This is a genomic window from Escherichia sp. MOD1-EC4550 (assembly GCF_963876935.1).
In the GTDB taxonomy this organism is placed as follows: Bacteria; Pseudomonadota; Gammaproteobacteria; order Enterobacterales; family Enterobacteriaceae; genus Escherichia; species Escherichia coli_F.
Genome location: NZ_CAWNSE010000045.1, coordinates 88,942 through 107,116, shown reverse-complemented (window position 1 = coordinate 107,116; position 18,175 = coordinate 88,942). Strand labels below are relative to the sequence as shown.

The following is an 18,175-nucleotide window of genomic DNA, read 5'->3' as shown; positions in this document are numbered from 1 at the left end:
GGACGCCACTTCATTATGGCTCACCCTCATTTATTAGCGGAAAGAATTTCCCGCCTGAGCAGTTCGCTGGAAAAGGGGCTTTATGAACGTAGCCACGCTATTCGCTTATGTTTGTTAGCGGCATTAAGTGGTGAAAGTGTTTTTCTGCTTGGCCCGCCAGGTATTGCAAAAAGTTTGATCGCCCGGCGCTTAAAATTCGCCTTTCAGAATGCCCGTGCGTTTGAATATCTGATGACCCGCTTCTCCACGCCGGAAGAAGTTTTTGGTCCCCTTTCCATTCAGGCGCTAAAAGATGAAGGGCGCTATGAACGTTTAACCAGCGGTTACCTGCCAGAAGCAGAAATCGTCTTTCTTGATGAGATCTGGAAAGCGGGCCCGGCAATACTTAATACCCTGCTCACTGCCATTAACGAACGCCAGTTTCGCAACGGCGCACACGTAGAAAAAATCCCGATGCGCTTGCTGGTGGCTGCCTCCAACGAACTGCCGGAAGCAGACAGCAGCCTGGAAGCGTTATATGACCGCATGCTGATTCGTCTGTGGTTAGATAAAGTGCAGGATAAAGCGAATTTCCGCTCCATGCTGACCAGTCAACAGGATGAAAATGACAATCCGGTTCCTGCCTCCTTGCAGGTCACTGATGAAGAATATGAACGCTGGCAGAAAGAGATTGGTGAAATTACGCTGCCCGATCATGTATTTGAGCTGATTTTTATGCTGCGCCAGCAACTGGATAAATTACCGGATGCGCCTTATGTCTCGGATCGTCGCTGGAAAAAAGCGATCCGCTTATTGCAGGCCAGCGCCTTTTTTAGCGGTCGCAGTGCTGTTGCCCCGGTAGATCTCATTTTGCTGAAAGATTGCCTGTGGTATGACGCGCAAAGCCTGAATTTGATACAACAACAAATTGATGTATTGATGACCGGTCATGCCTGGCAACAGCAAGGGATGTTGACCCGCCTGGGTGCGATTGTGCAACGTCACCTGCAACTACAGCAGCAACAAAGCGATAAAACAGCCTTAACGGTAATTCGTCTGGGCGGCATTTTCAGCCGTCGTCAGCAGTATCAACTCCCTGTTAACGTTACTGCTTCCACTCTGACACTGCTGCTGCAAAAACCGTTAAAACTGCATGATATGGAAGTGGTTCATATCTCCTTTGAGCGTAGCGCGCTGGAACAGTGGCTGAGCAGAGGTGGTGAAATTCGCGGCAAACTGAACGGTATCGGCTTTGCCCAGAAACTGAATCTGGAAGTTGATAGCGCCCAACATCTTGTCGTACGCGATGTAAGTTTACAAGGCAGTACGCTGGCACTTCCCGGTTCATCGGCTGAAGGTCTGCCAGGTGAAATAAAACAACAACTGGAAGAGCTTGAAAGCGACTGGCGCAAGCAACACGCTTTATTCAGCGAACAGCAAAAATGTCTGTTTATCCCTGGCGACTGGTTAGGTCGCATTGAAGCCAGCCTACAGGATGTCGGCACCCAGATTCGCCAGGCACAACAATGCTAACGCTGGATACGCTTAATGTGATGCTGGCCGTCAGCGAAGAGGGATTGATCGAAGAGATGATCATCGCGCTGCTGGCCTCACCGCAGCTGGCAGTCTTCTTTGAAAAATTCCCACGACTGAAGGCGGCAATCACTGATGATGTACCCCGCTGGCGTGAGGCGCTGCGCAGTCGGCTGAAAGATGCCCGAGTCCCGCCGGAACTCACCGAAGAGGTGATGTGCTATCAGCAAAGCCAGCTCCTCTCTACGCCACAGTTTATTGTGCAGCTACCACAGATCCTGGACTTACTGCATCGTCTGAATTCCCCATGGGCAGAACAAGCCAGACAGTTGGTTGATGCTAACAGCACGATCACTTCAGCGTTACACACACTTTTTCTCCAGCGTTGGCGTTTAAGTCTGATCGTGCAAGCAACGACGTTAAATCAACAGCTATTAGAAGAAGAACGCGAACAACTGTTGAGTGAAGTTCAGGAACGCATGACGCTGAGCGGGCAACTTGAACCGATTCTCGCAGATAACAATACCGCAGCTGGTCGTCTGTGGGATATGAGCGCCGGTCAGCTTAAACGTGGCGACTATCAGTTGATTGTGAAATACGGTGAATTTCTTAACGAACAGCCGGAACTGAAACGCCTGGCAGAACAGTTGGGGCGTTCCCGGGAAGCCAAATCAATACCGCGCAACGATGCGCAGATGGAAACCTTCCGCACCATGGTGCGCGAACCGGCGACAGTTCCTGAGCAGGTTGATGGTCTGCAACAAAGCGACGATATTTTACGTCTCCTGCCGCCAGAACTGGCGACACTGGGGATAACGGAACTGGAGTATGAGTTTTACCGTCGGCTGGTGGAAAAACAGTTGCTCACCTATCGCCTGCACGGTGAGTCGTGGCGTGAAAAAGTGATCGAACGCCCGGTGGTGCATAAAGATTACGACGAACAGCCGCGCGGACCGTTTATTGTCTGCGTGGATACTTCCGGCTCAATGGGCGGCTTTAATGAACAGTGTGCGAAAGCGTTCTGCCTGGCCTTGATGCGCATTGCTCTCGCTGAAAACCGGCGCTGCTTTATTATGTTATTTTCCACCGAGATCGTCCGTTATGAGCTTTCAGGCCCACAAGGTATTGAGCAAGCGATCCGCTTTTTAAGTCAGCAGTTTCGTGGTGGCACCGATCTTGCCAGTTGTTTCCGCGCCATTATGGAACGCTTGCAAAGTCGGGAGTGGTTTGACGCCGATGCGGTGGTGATTTCTGATTTTATCGCCCAGCGGTTGCCTGACGACGTGACGAGCAAAGTGAAAGAGTTGCAGCGGGTACATCAGCATCGCTTTCATGCCGTGGCGATGTCGGCACATGGCAAACCCGGCATCATGCGCATTTTCGATCATATCTGGCGCTTTGATACCGGGATGCGAAGCCGCCTGCTCAGACGCTGGCGGCGATAAACAATTACAGCAGAGAAGGGACGCTCTCGCGAACAGCTGCCGGCCATACACCACACTGAACCTGGCCGATATGTGGCAGTTGCAGCAGCAGCATGGTCAAACGAGACTGCCCGATACCGCCGCCGATGGTCTGCGGCATTTCACCGCGCAGCAGCGCCTGATGCCACTCCAGCTGCAGACGATCTTCATCACCGGTCAGCGCCAGCTGATGTTTCAACGTATCGGCATCCACGCGGATCCCCATGGAAGAAAGCTCAAACGCATCTTCCAGTACCGGGTTCCATACCAGAATATCGCCGTTCAGACCCGCATGGCCCAGCTCTGACGGGGTGCTCCAGTCATCATAATCCGGTGCGCGCACGTCGTGACGATGACCATCACTCAACTTGCCGCCAATCCCGACGAGGAATACCGCGCCAAGATCTTTCGCAATCGCCCGCTCACGCCCTTTGGCATCGAGATCCGGATAACGAGACAGTAACTCCTGGCTGTGTACGAAGTGGATCTGATCCGGCAGGAACGGTGCCAGGCCAAACTCTTCGCTAACTGCAGCTTCGGTTGCTTTAATTCCCGCCCAGATCGCCTCTACCGTGCTTTTCAGAGTCGAGAATTGACGCTCGCCGTCGCCCATTACGCGTTCCCAGTCCCACTGGTCAACATAGACCGAGTGCAACGGGGAAAGACGGTCTTCATCGGGGCGAAGGGCTTTCATGTGCGTGTACAGCCCTTCGCCCGCGCTGAAGTCGTGTTGCCCTAAGGTCTGACGTTTCCACTTCGCCAGTGAATGAACCACTTCGAACTGGGCATCAGGCAGAGCTTTCACTTTTACCTGCACCGCTTTTTCACAGCCTGACAAGTTATCCTGCGTGCCATCCCCCACACGGCTAAGAATCGGCGCCTGGACTTCAATCAGCCCCAGACGTTCTTCCAGTTGACGAGAAAAGTGAGATTTCACGAAGCTAATTTGACGTTGTTTGGCAATGTAAGCGGTTTTCATTTTTTATACTCCTGCGTCCTGTTGCTTATGATTAAGCAACAAAAACCGACACACATGCAATAATCATTCAATAAAAAGCCTCATGCACTTTTGATTCATTAAAAAAGATGGCTAAAATAGAATGAATCATCAATCCGCATAAGAAAATCCTATGGAAAATTATCTGATCGACAATCTGGACCGTGGCATCCTGGAAGCATTAATGGGCAATGCGCGCACCGCTTACGCCGAACTGGCGAAACAATTTGGCGTCAGTCCGGGGACGATTCACGTTCGTGTAGAGAAAATGAAGCAGGCGGGGATCATTACCGGGGCGCGCATTGATGTCAGCCCTAAACAGCTTGGTTATGACGTAGGCTGCTTTATCGGCATTATATTAAAGAGCGCCAAAGACTATCCTTCCGCGCTGGCAAAGCTGGAAAGCCTCGATGAAGTCACTGAAGCCTATTACACAACTGGCCACTACAGCATCTTTATCAAAGTGATGTGCCGTTCGATCGATGCTCTCCAGCATGTACTTATCAACAAGATCCAAACAATTGATGAAATTCAGTCCACCGAGACACTGATCGTCCTGCAAAACCCGATCATGCGTACCATTAAGCCATGATCAGCTTTTTTAATCCCATACTTTTCCACAGGTAGATCCCAACGCGTTCACAGCGTACAATACGCCACTCTTAATAAAGGTGGCGGTTTATGGCAGATATCACTCTTATCAGCGGCAGCACCCTCGGCGGTGCCGAATATGTAGCAGAACACCTGGCTGAAAAGCTGGAAGAGGCGGGTTTTACCACCGAAACGCTGCACGGTCCGCTATTAGAAGATTTATCTGCCTCTGGGATCTGGCTGGTTATCAGCTCAACCCACGGTGCCGGAGATATTCCGGACAACCTTTCTCCTTTCTATGAAGCATTGCAGGAACAGAAGCCCGATCTTTCTGCGGTCCGCTTTGGCGCTATCGGTATTGGCAGTCGTGAATATGACACCTTTTGTGGGGCTATCGATAAACTCGAGGCAGAACTCAAAAATTCCGGTGCAAAACAGACAGGCGAAACACTGAAGATCAACATCCTTGATCACGACATTCCGGAAGATCCGGCAGAAGAATGGCTGGGATCGTGGATTAATTTACTCAAATAAGTATACAGATCGTGCGATCTGTTGTGGATAACTCTGTCAGGAAGCTTGGATCAACCGGTAGTTATCCAAAGAACAACGGTTGTTCAGTTTTTGAGTTGTGTATAACCCCTCATTCTGATCCCAGCTTATACGGTCCAGGATCACCGATCATTCACAGTTAATGATCCTTTCCAGGTTGTTGATCTTAAACGCCGGATCCTTGTTATCCACAGGGAAGTGCGATCCTAATAAGAGATCACAATAGAACAGATCTCTAAATAAATAGATCTTCTTTTTAATACCCAGGATCCCAGGTCTTTCTCAAGCCGACAAAGTTGAGTAGAATCCACGGCCCGGGCTTCAATCCATTTTCATACCGCGTTATGCGAGGCAATCACCATGTTTTATCCGGATCCTTTTGACGTCATCATCATTGGCGGGGGTCATGCAGGCACCGAGGCCGCGATGGCCGCGGCGCGTATGGGTCAACAGACTCTGCTTTTGACACACAATATCGACACTCTGGGGCAGATGAGCTGCAACCCGGCGATCGGCGGTATTGGGAAGGGACATCTGGTAAAAGAAGTGGATGCACTCGGCGGTCTGATGGCGAAAGCGATCGATCAGGCGGGTATCCAGTTTAGGATACTAAACGCAAGCAAGGGACCGGCAGTTCGCGCTACCCGAGCTCAGGCGGATCGTGTGCTCTACCGTCAGGCGGTACGTACGGCGCTGGAGAACCAACCGAACCTGATGATCTTCCAGCAGGCGGTTGAAGATCTTATTGTCGAAAACGATCGCGTGGTCGGTGCTGTTACCCAAATGGGACTGAAGTTCCGTGCCAAAGCCGTCGTGCTCACCGTTGGGACGTTCCTCGACGGTAAAATTCATATCGGTCTGGATAACTACAGCGGTGGCCGTGCTGGTGATCCGCCGTCCATTCCGCTTTCTCGCCGTTTGCGTGAACTGCCGCTGCGCGTTGGTCGTCTGAAAACCGGGACACCGCCGCGTATTGATGCTCGAACCATCGACTTTAGCGTGCTGGCGCAACAGCATGGCGATAACCCAATGCCGGTATTCTCGTTTATGGGCAATGCGTCCCAGCATCCACAGCAGGTGCCGTGTTATATCACCCATACCAACGAGAAAACCCATGACGTGATCCGCAGTAACCTCGATCGCAGCCCAATGTACGCAGGGGTAATCGAAGGTGTTGGCCCACGCTACTGTCCGTCGATCGAAGACAAAGTCATGCGCTTCGCCGACAGAAATCAGCATCAGATCTTCCTTGAACCGGAAGGGCTGACCTCTAACGAAATTTATCCGAACGGTATCTCCACCAGCCTGCCGTTCGATGTGCAGATGCAAATCGTCCGCTCCATGCAGGGGATGGAAAACGCGAAGATCGTGCGTCCGGGTTATGCCATTGAGTATGACTTCTTCGATCCACGCGACCTGAAACCGACGCTGGAGAGCAAGTTTATCCAGGGGCTGTTCTTTGCTGGTCAGATTAACGGCACTACCGGTTACGAAGAAGCCGCTGCGCAAGGTTTGCTGGCCGGTCTTAACGCTGCCCGTCTGTCTGCTGACAAAGAAGGTTGGGCTCCGGCGCGTTCTCAGGCGTATCTCGGCGTACTGGTTGATGACCTGTGCACTTTAGGAACCAAAGAACCGTATCGTATGTTTACCTCGCGCGCAGAATATCGTCTGATGCTGCGCGAAGATAATGCGGATCTGCGTTTGACTGAAATCGGTCGTGAACTGGGCCTGGTGGATGACGAACGTTGGGCGCGCTTTAACGAGAAACTTGAGAACATCGAGCGTGAGCGTCAGCGTCTGAAATCGACCTGGGTAACCCCGTCGGCGGAAGCTGCAGCCGAAGTGAATGCTCACCTGACTGCGCCACTTTCCCGTGAAGCCAGTGGTGAAGATCTGCTGCGTCGTCCGGAAATGACTTATGAAAAATTAACCACGCTGACGCCGTTTGCCCCTGCGTTGACAGACGAACAGGCGGCGGAACAGGTTGAGATTCAGGTTAAATACGAAGGTTATATCGCGCGCCAGCAAGATGAGATCGAAAAGCAGCTGCGTAACGAGAACACCCTGCTACCAGCGACGCTGGATTACCGCCAGGTATCCGGTCTTTCTAACGAAGTGATCGCCAAACTTAACGATCACAAACCGGCCTCTATCGGTCAGGCTTCGCGTATTTCTGGCGTCACGCCTGCTGCCATCTCCATTCTGCTGGTGTGGCTGAAAAAACAGGGTATGCTGCGTCGTAGCGCATAACGCATTAAAAATGCCTGGTAAGCACCCGCTTACCAGGTTACGCATCAAGAACAGGTAATCACCGTGCTCAACAAACTCTCCTCTCTGCTGAAAGACGCAGGAATTTCGCTTACCGATCACCAGAAAAACCAGCTAATTGCCTACGTGAATATGCTGCATAAATGGAATAAAGCGTACAACCTGACTTCGGTCCGCGATCCTAATGAGATGCTGGTACGCCATATTCTCGATAGCATTGTGGTGGCACCGTATCTGCAAGGTGAACGGTTTATCGATGTCGGCACCGGACCGGGACTGCCTGGCATTCCACTCTCTATCGTGCGTCCTGAAGCCCATTTCACGTTGTTGGATAGCCTTGGTAAACGCGTGCGTTTCCTTCGTCAGGTGCAACATGAGCTTAAACTGGAGAATATTGAGCCAGTACAGAGCAGGGTAGAAGAGTTTCCTTCTGAGCCGCCATTTGATGGCGTAATTAGCCGCGCCTTTGCCTCTCTGAACGATATGGTGAGCTGGTGCCACCATCTTCCTGGTGAGCAAGGTCGTTTCTACGCGCTGAAAGGCCAAATACCGGAAGATGAAATCGCTTTGTTGCCCGAAGAATATCAGGTCGAATCAGTGGTTAAACTTCACGTTCCGGCCCTGGATGGCGAACGTCATCTGGTGGTGATTAAAGCAAATAAAATTTAATTTTTATCAAAAAAAACATAAAAAAATGACCGGTTAGACTGTTAACAACAACCAGGTTTTCTACTGATATAACTGGTTACATTTAACGCCACGTTCACTCTTTTGCATCAATGAGCTAACGTGGCTTTTTTGGGTAAGCAGAAAATAAGTCAGCAGTGAAAATATCAGGCTGCTAAAAATCGGCGCTAAGAACCATAATTATCTGTTAAAACATTATTAAAAATGTCAATGGGTGGTTTTTGTTGTGTAAACGTCACTTATTAAAAGAGTGTCTGTTTTTGGACTTAAATATCATAAACTTGCAATGGCATCATTTGCCAAGTAAATAAATATGCTGTGCGCGAACATGCTCAATATGTGATCTGAAGCACGCTTTATCGCCAGTGTTTACGCGTTATTTACAGTTTTTCATGATCGAACAGCGTTAGCAGAAAAGTCGCAATTGTATGCACTGGAAAAATATTTAAACATTTATTCACCTTTTGGCTACTTATTGTTTGAAATCACGGGGGCGCACCGTATAATTTGACCGCTTTTTGATGCTTGACTCTAAGCCTTAAAGAAAGTTTTATACGACACGCGGCATACCTCGAAGGGAGCAGGAGTGAAAAACGTGATGTCTGTGTCGCTCGTGAGTCGAAACGTTGCTCGGAAGCTTCTGCTCGTTCAGTTACTGGTGGTGATAGCAAGTGGATTGCTGTTCAGCCTCAAAGACCCCTTCTGGGGCGTCTCTGCATTAAGTGGAGGCCTGGCAGTCTTTCTGCCTAACGTTTTGTTTATGATATTTGCCTGGCGTCACCAGGCACATACACCAGCGAAAGGCCGGGTGGCCTGGACATTCGCATTTGGCGAAGCTTTCAAAGTTCTGGCGATGTTGGTGTTACTGGTGGTGGCGTTGGCGGTTTTAAAGGCGGTATTCTTGCCGCTGATCGTTACGTGGGTTTTGGTGCTGGTGGTTCAGATACTGGCACCGGCTGTAATTAACAACAAAGGGTAAAAGGCATCATGGCTTCAGAAAATATGACGCCGCAGGATTACATAGGACACCACCTGAATAACCTTCAGCTGGACCTGCGTACATTCTCGCTGGTGGATCCGCATAACCCCCCAGCCACCTTCTGGACAATTAATATTGACTCCATGTTCTTCTCGGTGGTGCTGGGTCTGTTGTTCCTGGTTTTATTCCGTAGTGTAGCCAAAAAGGCGACCAGCGGCGTGCCAGGTAAGTTTCAGACCGCGATTGAGCTGGTGATCGGCTTTGTTAATGGTAGCGTGAAAGACATGTACCATGGCAAAAGCAAGCTGATTGCTCCGCTGGCCCTGACGATTTTCGTCTGGGTATTCCTGATGAACTTGATGGACTTACTGCCTATCGATCTGCTGCCGTACATCGCTGAACATGTACTGGGGCTGCCGGCACTGCGTGTGGTTCCGTCTGCGGACGTGAACGTAACGCTGTCTATGGCACTGGGCGTATTTATCCTGATTCTGTTCTACAGCATCAAAATGAAAGGCATCGGCGGCTTCACGAAAGAGTTGACGCTGCAGCCGTTCAATCACTGGGCGTTCATTCCTGTCAACTTAATCCTTGAAGGGGTAAGCCTGCTGTCCAAACCAGTTTCACTCGGTTTGCGACTGTTCGGTAACATGTACGCCGGTGAGCTGATTTTCATTCTGATTGCTGGTCTGTTGCCGTGGTGGTCACAGTGGATTCTGAATGTGCCGTGGGCCATTTTCCACATCCTGATCATTACGCTGCAAGCCTTCATCTTCATGGTTCTGACGATCGTCTATCTGTCGATGGCGTCTGAAGAACATTAATTTACCAACACTACTACGTTTTAACTGAAACAAACTGGAGACTGTCATGGAAAACCTGAATATGGATCTGCTGTACATGGCTGCCGCTGTGATGATGGGTCTGGCGGCAATCGGTGCTGCGATCGGTATCGGCATCCTCGGGGGTAAATTCCTGGAAGGCGCAGCGCGTCAACCTGATCTGATTCCTCTGCTGCGTACTCAGTTCTTTATCGTTATGGGTCTGGTGGATGCTATCCCGATGATCGCTGTAGGTCTGGGTCTGTACGTGATGTTCGCTGTCGCGTAGTAAGCGTTGCTTTTATTTAAAGAGCAATATCAGAACGTTAACTAAATAGAGGCATTGTGCTGTGAATCTTAACGCAACAATCCTCGGCCAGGCCATCGCGTTTGTCCTGTTCGTTCTGTTCTGCATGAAGTACGTATGGCCGCCATTAATGGCAGCCATCGAAAAACGTCAAAAAGAAATTGCTGACGGCCTTGCTTCCGCAGAACGAGCACATAAGGACCTTGACCTTGCAAAGGCCAGCGCGACCGACCAGCTGAAAAAAGCGAAAGCGGAAGCCCAGGTAATCATCGAGCAGGCGAACAAACGCCGCTCGCAGATTCTGGACGAAGCTAAAGCTGAAGCAGAGCAGGAACGTACTAAAATCGTGGCCCAGGCGCAGGCGGAAATTGAAGCCGAGCGTAAACGTGCCCGTGAAGAGCTGCGTAAGCAAGTTGCTATCCTGGCTGTTGCTGGCGCCGAGAAGATCATCGAACGTTCCGTGGATGAAGCTGCTAACAGCGACATCGTGGATAAACTTGTCGCTGAACTGTAAGGAGGGAGGGGCTGATGTCTGAATTTATTACGGTAGCTCGCCCCTACGCCAAAGCAGCTTTTGACTTTGCCGTCGAACACCAAAGTGTAGAACGCTGGCAGGACATGCTGGCGTTTGCCGCCGAGGTAACCAAAAACGAACAAATGGCAGAGCTTCTCTCTGGCGCGCTTGCGCCAGAAACGCTCGCCGAGTCGTTTATCGCAGTTTGTGGTGAGCAACTGGACGAAAACGGTCAGAACCTGATTCGGGTTATGGCTGAAAATGGTCGTCTTAATGCGCTCCCGGATGTTCTGGAGCAGTTTATTCACCTGCGTGCTGTGAGTGAGGCTACCGCTGAGGTAGACGTCATTTCCGCTGCCGCGTTGAGTGAACAACAGCTCGCGAAAATTTCTGCTGCGATGGAAAAACGTCTGTCACGCAAAGTTAAGCTGAATTGCAAAATCGATAAGTCTGTAATGGCAGGCGTTATCATCCGAGCGGGTGATATGGTCATTGATGGCAGCGTACGCGGTCGTCTTGAGCGCCTTGCAGACGTCTTGCAGTCTTAAGGGGACTGGAGCATGCAACTGAATTCCACCGAAATCAGCGAACTGATCAAGCAGCGCATTGCTCAGTTCAATGTTGTGAGTGAAGCTCACAACGAAGGTACTATTGTTTCTGTAAGTGACGGTGTTATCCGCATCCACGGCCTGGCCGATTGTATGCAGGGTGAAATGATCTCCCTGCCGGGTAACCGTTACGCTATCGCACTGAACCTCGAGCGTGACTCTGTAGGTGCGGTTGTTATGGGTCCCTACGCTGACCTTGCCGAAGGCATGAAAGTTAAGTGTACTGGCCGTATCCTGGAAGTTCCGGTTGGCCGTGGCCTGCTGGGCCGTGTGGTTAACACTCTGGGTGCACCAATCGACGGTAAAGGTCCGCTGGATCACGACGGCTTCTCTGCTGTAGAAGCTATCGCCCCGGGCGTTATCGAACGTCAGTCCGTAGATCAGCCGGTACAGACCGGTTATAAAGCCGTTGACTCCATGATCCCAATCGGTCGTGGTCAGCGTGAATTGATCATCGGTGACCGTCAGACCGGTAAAACCGCACTGGCAATCGATGCCATCATTAACCAGCGCGATTCCGGTATCAAATGTATCTATGTCGCTATCGGCCAGAAAGCGTCCACTATTTCTAACGTGGTACGTAAACTGGAAGAGCACGGCGCACTGGCTAACACCATCGTTGTGGTAGCAACCGCGTCTGAATCCGCTGCACTGCAATACCTGGCGCCGTATGCCGGTTGCGCAATGGGCGAATACTTCCGTGACCGCGGTGAAGATGCGCTGATCATTTACGATGACCTGTCTAAACAGGCTGTTGCTTACCGTCAGATCTCCCTGCTGCTCCGTCGTCCGCCAGGACGTGAAGCATTCCCGGGCGACGTATTCTACCTCCACTCTCGTCTGCTGGAGCGTGCTGCGCGTGTTAACGCCGAATACGTTGAAGCCTTCACCAAAGGTGAAGTGAAAGGGAAAACCGGTTCTCTGACCGCGCTGCCGATTATCGAAACTCAGGCGGGTGACGTTTCTGCGTTCGTTCCGACTAACGTAATCTCCATTACCGATGGTCAGATCTTCCTGGAAACCAACCTGTTCAACGCCGGTATTCGTCCTGCGGTTAACCCGGGTATCTCCGTATCCCGTGTTGGTGGTGCAGCACAGACCAAGATCATGAAAAAACTGTCCGGTGGTATCCGTACCGCTCTGGCACAGTATCGTGAACTGGCAGCGTTCTCTCAGTTTGCATCCGACCTTGACGATGCAACACGTAAGCAGCTTGACCACGGTCAGAAAGTGACCGAACTGCTGAAACAGAAACAGTATGCGCCGATGTCCGTAGCGCAACAGTCTCTGGTTCTGTTCGCAGCAGAACGTGGTTACCTGGCGGATGTTGAACTGTCGAAAATCGGCAGCTTCGAAGCCGCTCTGCTGGCTTACGTCGACCGTGATCACGCTCCGTTGATGCAAGAGATCAACCAGACCGGTGGCTACAACGACGAAATCGAAGGCAAGCTGAAAGGCATCCTCGATTCCTTCAAAGCAACCCAATCCTGGTAACGTCTGGCGGCTTGCCTTAGGGCAGGCCGCAAGGCATTGAGGAGAAGCTCATGGCCGGCGCAAAAGAGATACGTAGTAAGATCGCAAGCGTCCAGAACACGCAAAAGATCACTAAAGCGATGGAGATGGTCGCCGCTTCCAAAATGCGTAAATCGCAGGATCGCATGGCGGCCAGCCGTCCTTATGCAGAAACCATGCGCAAAGTGATTGGTCACCTTGCACACGGTAATCTGGAATATAAGCACCCATACCTGGAAGACCGCGACGTTAAACGCGTAGGCTACCTGGTGGTGTCGACCGACCGTGGTTTGTGCGGTGGTTTGAACATTAACCTGTTCAAAAAACTGCTGGCGGAAATGAAGACCTGGACCGACAAAGGCGTTCAATGCGACCTCGCAATGATCGGCTCGAAAGGCGTGTCGTTCTTCAACTCCGTGGGCGGCAATGTTGTTGCCCAGGTCACCGGCATGGGGGATAACCCTTCCCTGTCCGAACTGATTGGTCCGGTAAAAGTGATGTTGCAGGCCTACGACGAAGGCCGTCTGGACAAGCTTTACATTGTCAGCAACAAATTTATTAACACCATGTCTCAGGTTCCGACCATCAGCCAGCTGCTGCCGTTACCGGCATCAGATGATGATGATCTGAAACATAAATCCTGGGATTACCTGTACGAACCCGATCCGAAGGCGTTGCTGGATACCCTGCTGCGTCGTTATGTCGAATCTCAGGTTTATCAGGGCGTGGTTGAAAACCTGGCCAGCGAGCAGGCCGCCCGTATGGTGGCGATGAAAGCCGCGACCGACAATGGCGGCAGCCTGATTAAAGAGCTGCAGTTGGTATACAACAAAGCTCGTCAGGCCAGCATTACTCAGGAACTCACCGAGATCGTCTCGGGGGCCGCCGCGGTTTAAACAGGTTATTTCGTAGAGGATTTAAGATGGCTACTGGAAAGATTGTCCAGGTAATCGGCGCCGTAGTTGACGTCGAATTCCCTCAGGATGCCGTACCGCGCGTGTACGATGCTCTTGAGGTGCAAAATGGTAATGAGCGTCTGGTGCTGGAAGTTCAGCAGCAGCTCGGCGGCGGTATCGTGCGTACCATCGCAATGGGTTCCTCCGACGGTCTGCGTCGCGGTCTGGATGTAAAAGACCTCGAACACCCGATCGAAGTCCCGGTAGGTAAAGCGACTCTGGGCCGTATCATGAACGTACTGGGTGAACCAGTCGACATGAAAGGCGAGATCGGTGAAGAAGAGCGTTGGGCGATTCACCGCGCAGCACCTTCCTACGAAGAGCTGTCAAACTCTCAGGAACTGCTGGAAACCGGTATCAAAGTTATCGACCTGATGTGTCCGTTCGCTAAGGGCGGTAAAGTCGGTCTGTTCGGTGGTGCGGGTGTAGGTAAAACCGTAAACATGATGGAGCTTATTCGTAACATCGCGATCGAGCACTCCGGTTACTCTGTGTTTGCGGGCGTAGGTGAACGTACTCGTGAGGGTAACGACTTCTACCACGAAATGACCGACTCCAACGTTATCGACAAAGTATCCCTGGTATATGGCCAGATGAACGAGCCGCCGGGAAACCGTCTGCGCGTTGCACTGACCGGCCTGACCATGGCTGAGAAATTCCGTGACGAAGGTCGTGACGTTCTGCTGTTTGTTGACAACATCTATCGTTACACCCTGGCCGGTACGGAAGTATCCGCACTGCTGGGCCGTATGCCTTCAGCGGTAGGTTATCAGCCGACCCTGGCGGAAGAGATGGGCGTTCTGCAGGAACGTATCACTTCCACCAAAACCGGTTCTATCACCTCCGTACAGGCGGTATACGTACCTGCGGATGACTTGACTGACCCGTCTCCGGCAACCACCTTTGCGCACCTTGACGCAACCGTGGTACTGAGTCGTCAGATCGCGTCTCTGGGTATCTACCCGGCCGTTGATCCGCTGGACTCTACCAGCCGTCAGCTGGACCCGCTGGTGGTTGGTCAGGAACACTACGACACCGCGCGTGGCGTTCAGTCCATCCTGCAACGTTATCAGGAACTGAAAGACATCATCGCCATCCTGGGTATGGATGAACTGTCTGAAGAAGACAAACTGGTGGTAGCGCGTGCTCGTAAGATCCAGCGCTTCCTGTCCCAGCCGTTCTTCGTGGCAGAAGTATTCACCGGTTCTCCGGGTAAATACGTCTCCCTGAAAGACACCATCCGTGGCTTTAAAGGCATCATGGAAGGCGAATACGATCACCTGCCGGAGCAGGCGTTCTACATGGTCGGTTCCATCGAAGAAGCAGTGGAAAAAGCCAAAAAACTTTAACGCCTTAATCGGAGGGTGATATGGCAATGACTTACCACCTGGACGTCGTCAGCGCAGAGCAACAAATGTTCTCTGGTCTGGTCGAGAAAATCCAGGTAACGGGTAGCGAAGGTGAACTGGGCATTTACCCGGGCCACGCACCGCTGCTCACCGCCATTAAGCCTGGTATGATTCGCATCGTGAAACAGCACGGTCACGAAGAGTTTATCTATCTGTCTGGCGGTATTCTTGAAGTGCAGCCTGGCAACGTGACCGTTCTGGCCGACACCGCAATTCGCGGCCAGGATCTCGACGAAGCGCGAGCCATGGAAGCGAAACGTAAGGCTGAAGAGCACATTAGCAGCTCTCACGGCGACGTAGATTACGCTCAGGCGTCTGCGGAACTGGCCAAAGCGATCGCGCAGTTGCGCGTTATCGAGTTGACCAAAAAAGCGATGTAACACCGGCTTGAAAAGCTCAAAAGCCAGTCTGGAAACAGACTGGCTTTTTTATATGTATTTTGCTGATTGATACAAAAATTATATTATTCATCAAAAAGTTAGCGTCTTGCCAAGTCGTTAATTGTCACCTTTTCTCCATAGTGATATCGTCCCTGTTGTTATTATTATTTCTATAATTATATGAGGGATCATATCTATGTCTTTTAAAACGTCTTTTGAAGGTGTCCAACCGGTTGTGATGACCGATCGCGCCACCTTTATCCGCCGTGCTTATATGCATCTGGCTGGGGCAGTTGTCGGGTTCATCATTCTCAGCGCGCTGTTTATCTTTAGTGGGCTTGGCAAAATGATGCTTAGGGTGCTGATGAACAGTGGTCAGTTTGGTTGGCTGGTGGTGCTGGGTGCTTTTATTCTGGTCAGCATGCTGGCGACTCGTCTGGCAGATAATGTGGAGTCTAATCAGACCCAACTGATTGGACTGGGGATATACGTACTGGCAGAAGCGTTAATTTTTGCACCTTTACTGACACTGGCAGCGTATATTAATCCAGCAATTATTGGCGCGGCGGGCATCACCACAGCACTGCTTGTGGGTGGTCTGACATTCACTGCCTTCACGACCAAAAAAGATTTCTCTTTCATGCGTTCGTTTTTAACCATGGCGGGCTTTATCGCTTTCGGTGCCATTATCGCGAGCATTTTTATGGGATTCTCACTGGGCGTCTGGTTCTCGGCGGCAATGGTGCTGTTGTGTGCTGGCTTCGTGCTGTACGACACGTCTAATATTATTCATCATTATCCTACCGATCGTCCGGCAGGTGCGGCGCTACATCTCTTCGCCTCTATTGCTACCATGTTCTGGTATGTTCTGCGCATTTTCATGTCCCGCGATTAACCCTGCTTGTATAAACCAGCGAAATTATTCGCTGGTTTTCCCGTTTATTCATTGATCGAAATAAGAGCAAAAACATCCACCTGACGCTTAAATGAAGGTACTGCCTTAATTTTCTGCAGACAAAAGGCGTGACGATGGTCGAAAATGGCACTTTCGTTAGCGGGGATAATCCGTTATTGAACAATTTATCCTCTGTCCATTTCACGATGAAAAAAATGTAGTTTTTTCAAGGTGAAGCGGTTTAAATTCGTTCTCAAATTACAGTCAGGACGCGTATGTTGAATAATGCTATGAGCGTAGTGATCCTTGCCGCAGGTAAAGGCACGCGCATGTATTCCGATCTTCCGAAAGTGCTGCATACCCTTGCCGGGAAAGCGATGGTTCAGCATGTCATTGATGCTGCGAATGAATTAGGCGCAGCGCACGTTCACCTGGTGTACGGTCACGGCGGCGATCTGCTTAAACAGGCGTTGAAAGACGATAACCTGAACTGGGTGCTTCAGGCAGAACAGCTGGGTACGGGCCATGCAATGCAGCAAGCCGCACCTTTTTTTGCCGATGACGAAGACATTTTAATGCTCTACGGCGACGTGCCGCTGATCTCTGTTGAAACACTCCAGCGCCTGCGTGATGCGAAACCGCAGGGTGGCATTGGTCTGCTGACGGTTAAACTGGATGATCCGACCGGTTATGGACGTATCACCCGTGAAAACGGCAAAGTTACCGGCATTGTTGAGCACAAAGATGCCACCGACGAGCAGCGTCAGATTCAGGAGATCAACACCGGCATTCTGATCGCCAACGGCGCAGATATGAAACGCTGGCTGGCTAAACTGACCAACAATAATGCGCAGGGCGAATACTACATCACCGACATTATTGCGCTGGCGTATCAGGAAGGGCGTGAAATCGTTGCCGTTCATCCGCAACGTTTAAGCGAAGTAGAAGGCGTGAATAACCGCCTGCAACTCTCGCGTCTGGAGCGTGTTTATCAATCCGAACAAGCTGAAAAACTGCTGTTAGCAGGCGTTATGCTGCGCGATCCGGCGCGTTTTGATCTGCGCGGTACGCTTACTCACGGGCGCGATGTTGAAATTGATACTAACGTTATCATCGAGGGCAACGTGACTCTCGGTAATCGCGTGAAAATCGGCACCGGTTGCGTGATTAAAAACAGCGTGATTGGCGATGATTGCGAAATTAGCCCGTATACCGTTGTGGAAGATGCGAATCTGGCAGCGGCCTGTACCATTGGCCCGTTTGCCCGTCTGCGTCCTGGTGCTGAGTTGCTGGAAGGCGCACACGTCGGTAACTTCGTTGAGATGAAAAAAGCGCGTCTGGGTAAAGGCTCGAAAGCTGGTCATCTGACTTACCTGGGGGATGCGGAAATTGGCGATAACGTCAACATCGGCGCAGGAACCATTACCTGCAACTACGATGGTGCCAATAAATTTAAAACCATTATTGGCGACGATGTGTTTGTTGGATCCGATACTCAGCTGGTGGCCCCGGTAACGGTAGGCAAAGGCGCAACCATTGCTGCGGGTACAACTGTGACGCGTAATGTTGGCGAAAATGCTCTGGCAATCAGCCGTGTGCCGCAGTCGCAAAAAGAAGGCTGGCGTCGTCCGGTAAAGAAAAAGTAATTCTGGCTGGGTAATCCGGCCATATGGGGTGAGGAGATAACATAATCTCCCGCCCACAAGCAGTAACTATAAAAATAA

General features: G+C 51.1%; 18 protein-coding genes. 17 read left to right on the top strand and 1 reads right to left on the bottom strand.

Going from position 1 to position 18,175, the window contains the following annotated elements:
- The first annotated feature begins 15 nt into the window (after positions 1-15).
- Both ravA and viaA read left to right on the top strand, forming a co-directional pair.
- Positions 16-1,512 (top strand): ATPase RavA, encoded by a 1,497-nt coding sequence (ravA, locus tag AACU19_RS20660; protein ID WP_001353548.1) that lies wholly within the window; start codon positions 16-18, stop codon positions 1,510-1,512.
- Positions 1,506-2,957, top strand: coding sequence for an ATPase RavA stimulator ViaA (viaA, locus tag AACU19_RS20655; protein WP_105278463.1), 1,452 nt, complete (start codon positions 1,506-1,508; stop codon positions 2,955-2,957). Before ravA ends, viaA begins: the two co-directional genes overlap by 7 nt.
- A 4-nt stretch (positions 2,958-2,961) precedes the next feature.
- Here viaA and asnA read toward each other — a convergent pair whose 3' ends face one another.
- Positions 2,962-3,954 carry an aspartate--ammonia ligase gene (asnA, locus tag AACU19_RS20650; RefSeq protein WP_000845107.1) on the bottom strand — a complete coding sequence of 331 codons (993 nt, stop codon included), beginning with the start codon at positions 3,952-3,954 and terminating at the stop codon, positions 2,962-2,964.
- A gap of 151 nt (positions 3,955-4,105) precedes the next feature.
- On the opposite strand from asnA, the gene asnC reads away from it, so the two are divergent.
- The 15 genes from asnC to glmU all read left to right on the top strand — a co-directional run bounded on the left by asnC (position 4,106) and on the right by glmU (position 18,097).
- Entirely contained in the window at positions 4,106-4,564 is a 459-nt protein-coding gene (gene asnC, locus AACU19_RS20645; protein ID WP_000432970.1) for a transcriptional regulator AsnC, read from the top strand.
- 89 nt (positions 4,565-4,653) lie between these two features.
- Positions 4,654-5,097, top strand: coding sequence for an FMN-binding protein MioC (gene mioC / locus AACU19_RS20640; RefSeq protein WP_000763742.1), 444 nt, complete (start codon positions 4,654-4,656; stop codon positions 5,095-5,097).
- Between the two features lie 378 nt (positions 5,098-5,475).
- Complete coding sequence (gene mnmG / locus AACU19_RS20635; protein WP_000499788.1) at positions 5,476-7,365, top strand: tRNA uridine-5-carboxymethylaminomethyl(34) synthesis enzyme MnmG; 1,890 nt, start codon at positions 5,476-5,478, stop codon at positions 7,363-7,365.
- Positions 7,366-7,428: 63 nt separating this feature from the next.
- Positions 7,429-8,052 carry a 16S rRNA (guanine(527)-N(7))-methyltransferase RsmG gene (gene rsmG, locus AACU19_RS20630; RefSeq protein ID WP_000932856.1) on the top strand — a complete coding sequence of 208 codons (624 nt, stop codon included), beginning with the start codon at positions 7,429-7,431 and terminating at the stop codon, positions 8,050-8,052.
- Positions 8,053-8,668: 616 nt separating this feature from the next.
- Positions 8,669-9,049 (top strand): F0F1 ATP synthase subunit I, encoded by a 381-nt coding sequence (gene atpI, locus AACU19_RS20625; RefSeq protein WP_000116699.1) that lies wholly within the window; start codon positions 8,669-8,671, stop codon positions 9,047-9,049.
- A gap of 8 nt (positions 9,050-9,057) precedes the next feature.
- Positions 9,058-9,873: a F0F1 ATP synthase subunit A gene (gene atpB, locus AACU19_RS20620; protein ID WP_000135618.1), complete on the top strand. Its 816-nt coding sequence runs from the start codon at positions 9,058-9,060 to the stop codon at positions 9,871-9,873.
- A gap of 46 nt (positions 9,874-9,919) precedes the next feature.
- Positions 9,920-10,159, top strand: coding sequence for a F0F1 ATP synthase subunit C (atpE, locus tag AACU19_RS20615; RefSeq protein ID WP_000429386.1), 240 nt, complete (start codon positions 9,920-9,922; stop codon positions 10,157-10,159).
- 61 nt (positions 10,160-10,220) lie between these two features.
- The gene (atpF, locus tag AACU19_RS20610; protein ID WP_001052219.1) at positions 10,221-10,691 is read left to right on the top strand and encodes a F0F1 ATP synthase subunit B; all 471 of its coding nucleotides are present in this window, start codon (positions 10,221-10,223) and stop codon (positions 10,689-10,691) included.
- A 14-nt stretch (positions 10,692-10,705) separates the two neighbouring features.
- A complete protein-coding gene (gene atpH / locus AACU19_RS20605) occupies positions 10,706-11,239 on the top strand; it encodes a F0F1 ATP synthase subunit delta (protein ID WP_001288587.1) in 534 nt (177 codons plus the stop codon).
- Positions 11,240-11,251: 12 nt separating this feature from the next.
- Positions 11,252-12,793 carry a F0F1 ATP synthase subunit alpha gene (gene atpA, locus AACU19_RS20600; protein ID WP_001176745.1) on the top strand — a complete coding sequence of 514 codons (1,542 nt, stop codon included), beginning with the start codon at positions 11,252-11,254 and terminating at the stop codon, positions 12,791-12,793.
- A gap of 50 nt (positions 12,794-12,843) precedes the next feature.
- On the top strand, positions 12,844-13,707 hold the full coding sequence (gene atpG, locus AACU19_RS20595; RefSeq protein WP_000896498.1) for a F0F1 ATP synthase subunit gamma: 864 nt from the start codon (positions 12,844-12,846) through the stop codon (positions 13,705-13,707).
- 26 nt (positions 13,708-13,733) lie between these two features.
- On the top strand, positions 13,734-15,116 hold the full coding sequence (gene atpD, locus AACU19_RS20590; protein ID WP_000190506.1) for a F0F1 ATP synthase subunit beta: 1,383 nt from the start codon (positions 13,734-13,736) through the stop codon (positions 15,114-15,116).
- A 20-nt stretch (positions 15,117-15,136) separates the two neighbouring features.
- Entirely contained in the window at positions 15,137-15,556 is a 420-nt protein-coding gene (locus AACU19_RS20585; RefSeq protein WP_001251965.1) for a F0F1 ATP synthase subunit epsilon, read from the top strand.
- A 196-nt stretch (positions 15,557-15,752) separates the two neighbouring features.
- On the top strand, positions 15,753-16,451 hold the full coding sequence (locus AACU19_RS20580; protein WP_000008757.1) for a Bax inhibitor-1/YccA family protein: 699 nt from the start codon (positions 15,753-15,755) through the stop codon (positions 16,449-16,451).
- Between the two features lie 275 nt (positions 16,452-16,726).
- The gene (gene glmU, locus AACU19_RS20575) at positions 16,727-18,097 is read left to right on the top strand and encodes a bifunctional UDP-N-acetylglucosamine diphosphorylase/glucosamine-1-phosphate N-acetyltransferase GlmU (RefSeq protein ID WP_000933745.1); all 1,371 of its coding nucleotides are present in this window, start codon (positions 16,727-16,729) and stop codon (positions 18,095-18,097) included.
- Positions 18,098-18,175 lie beyond the last annotated feature (78 nt).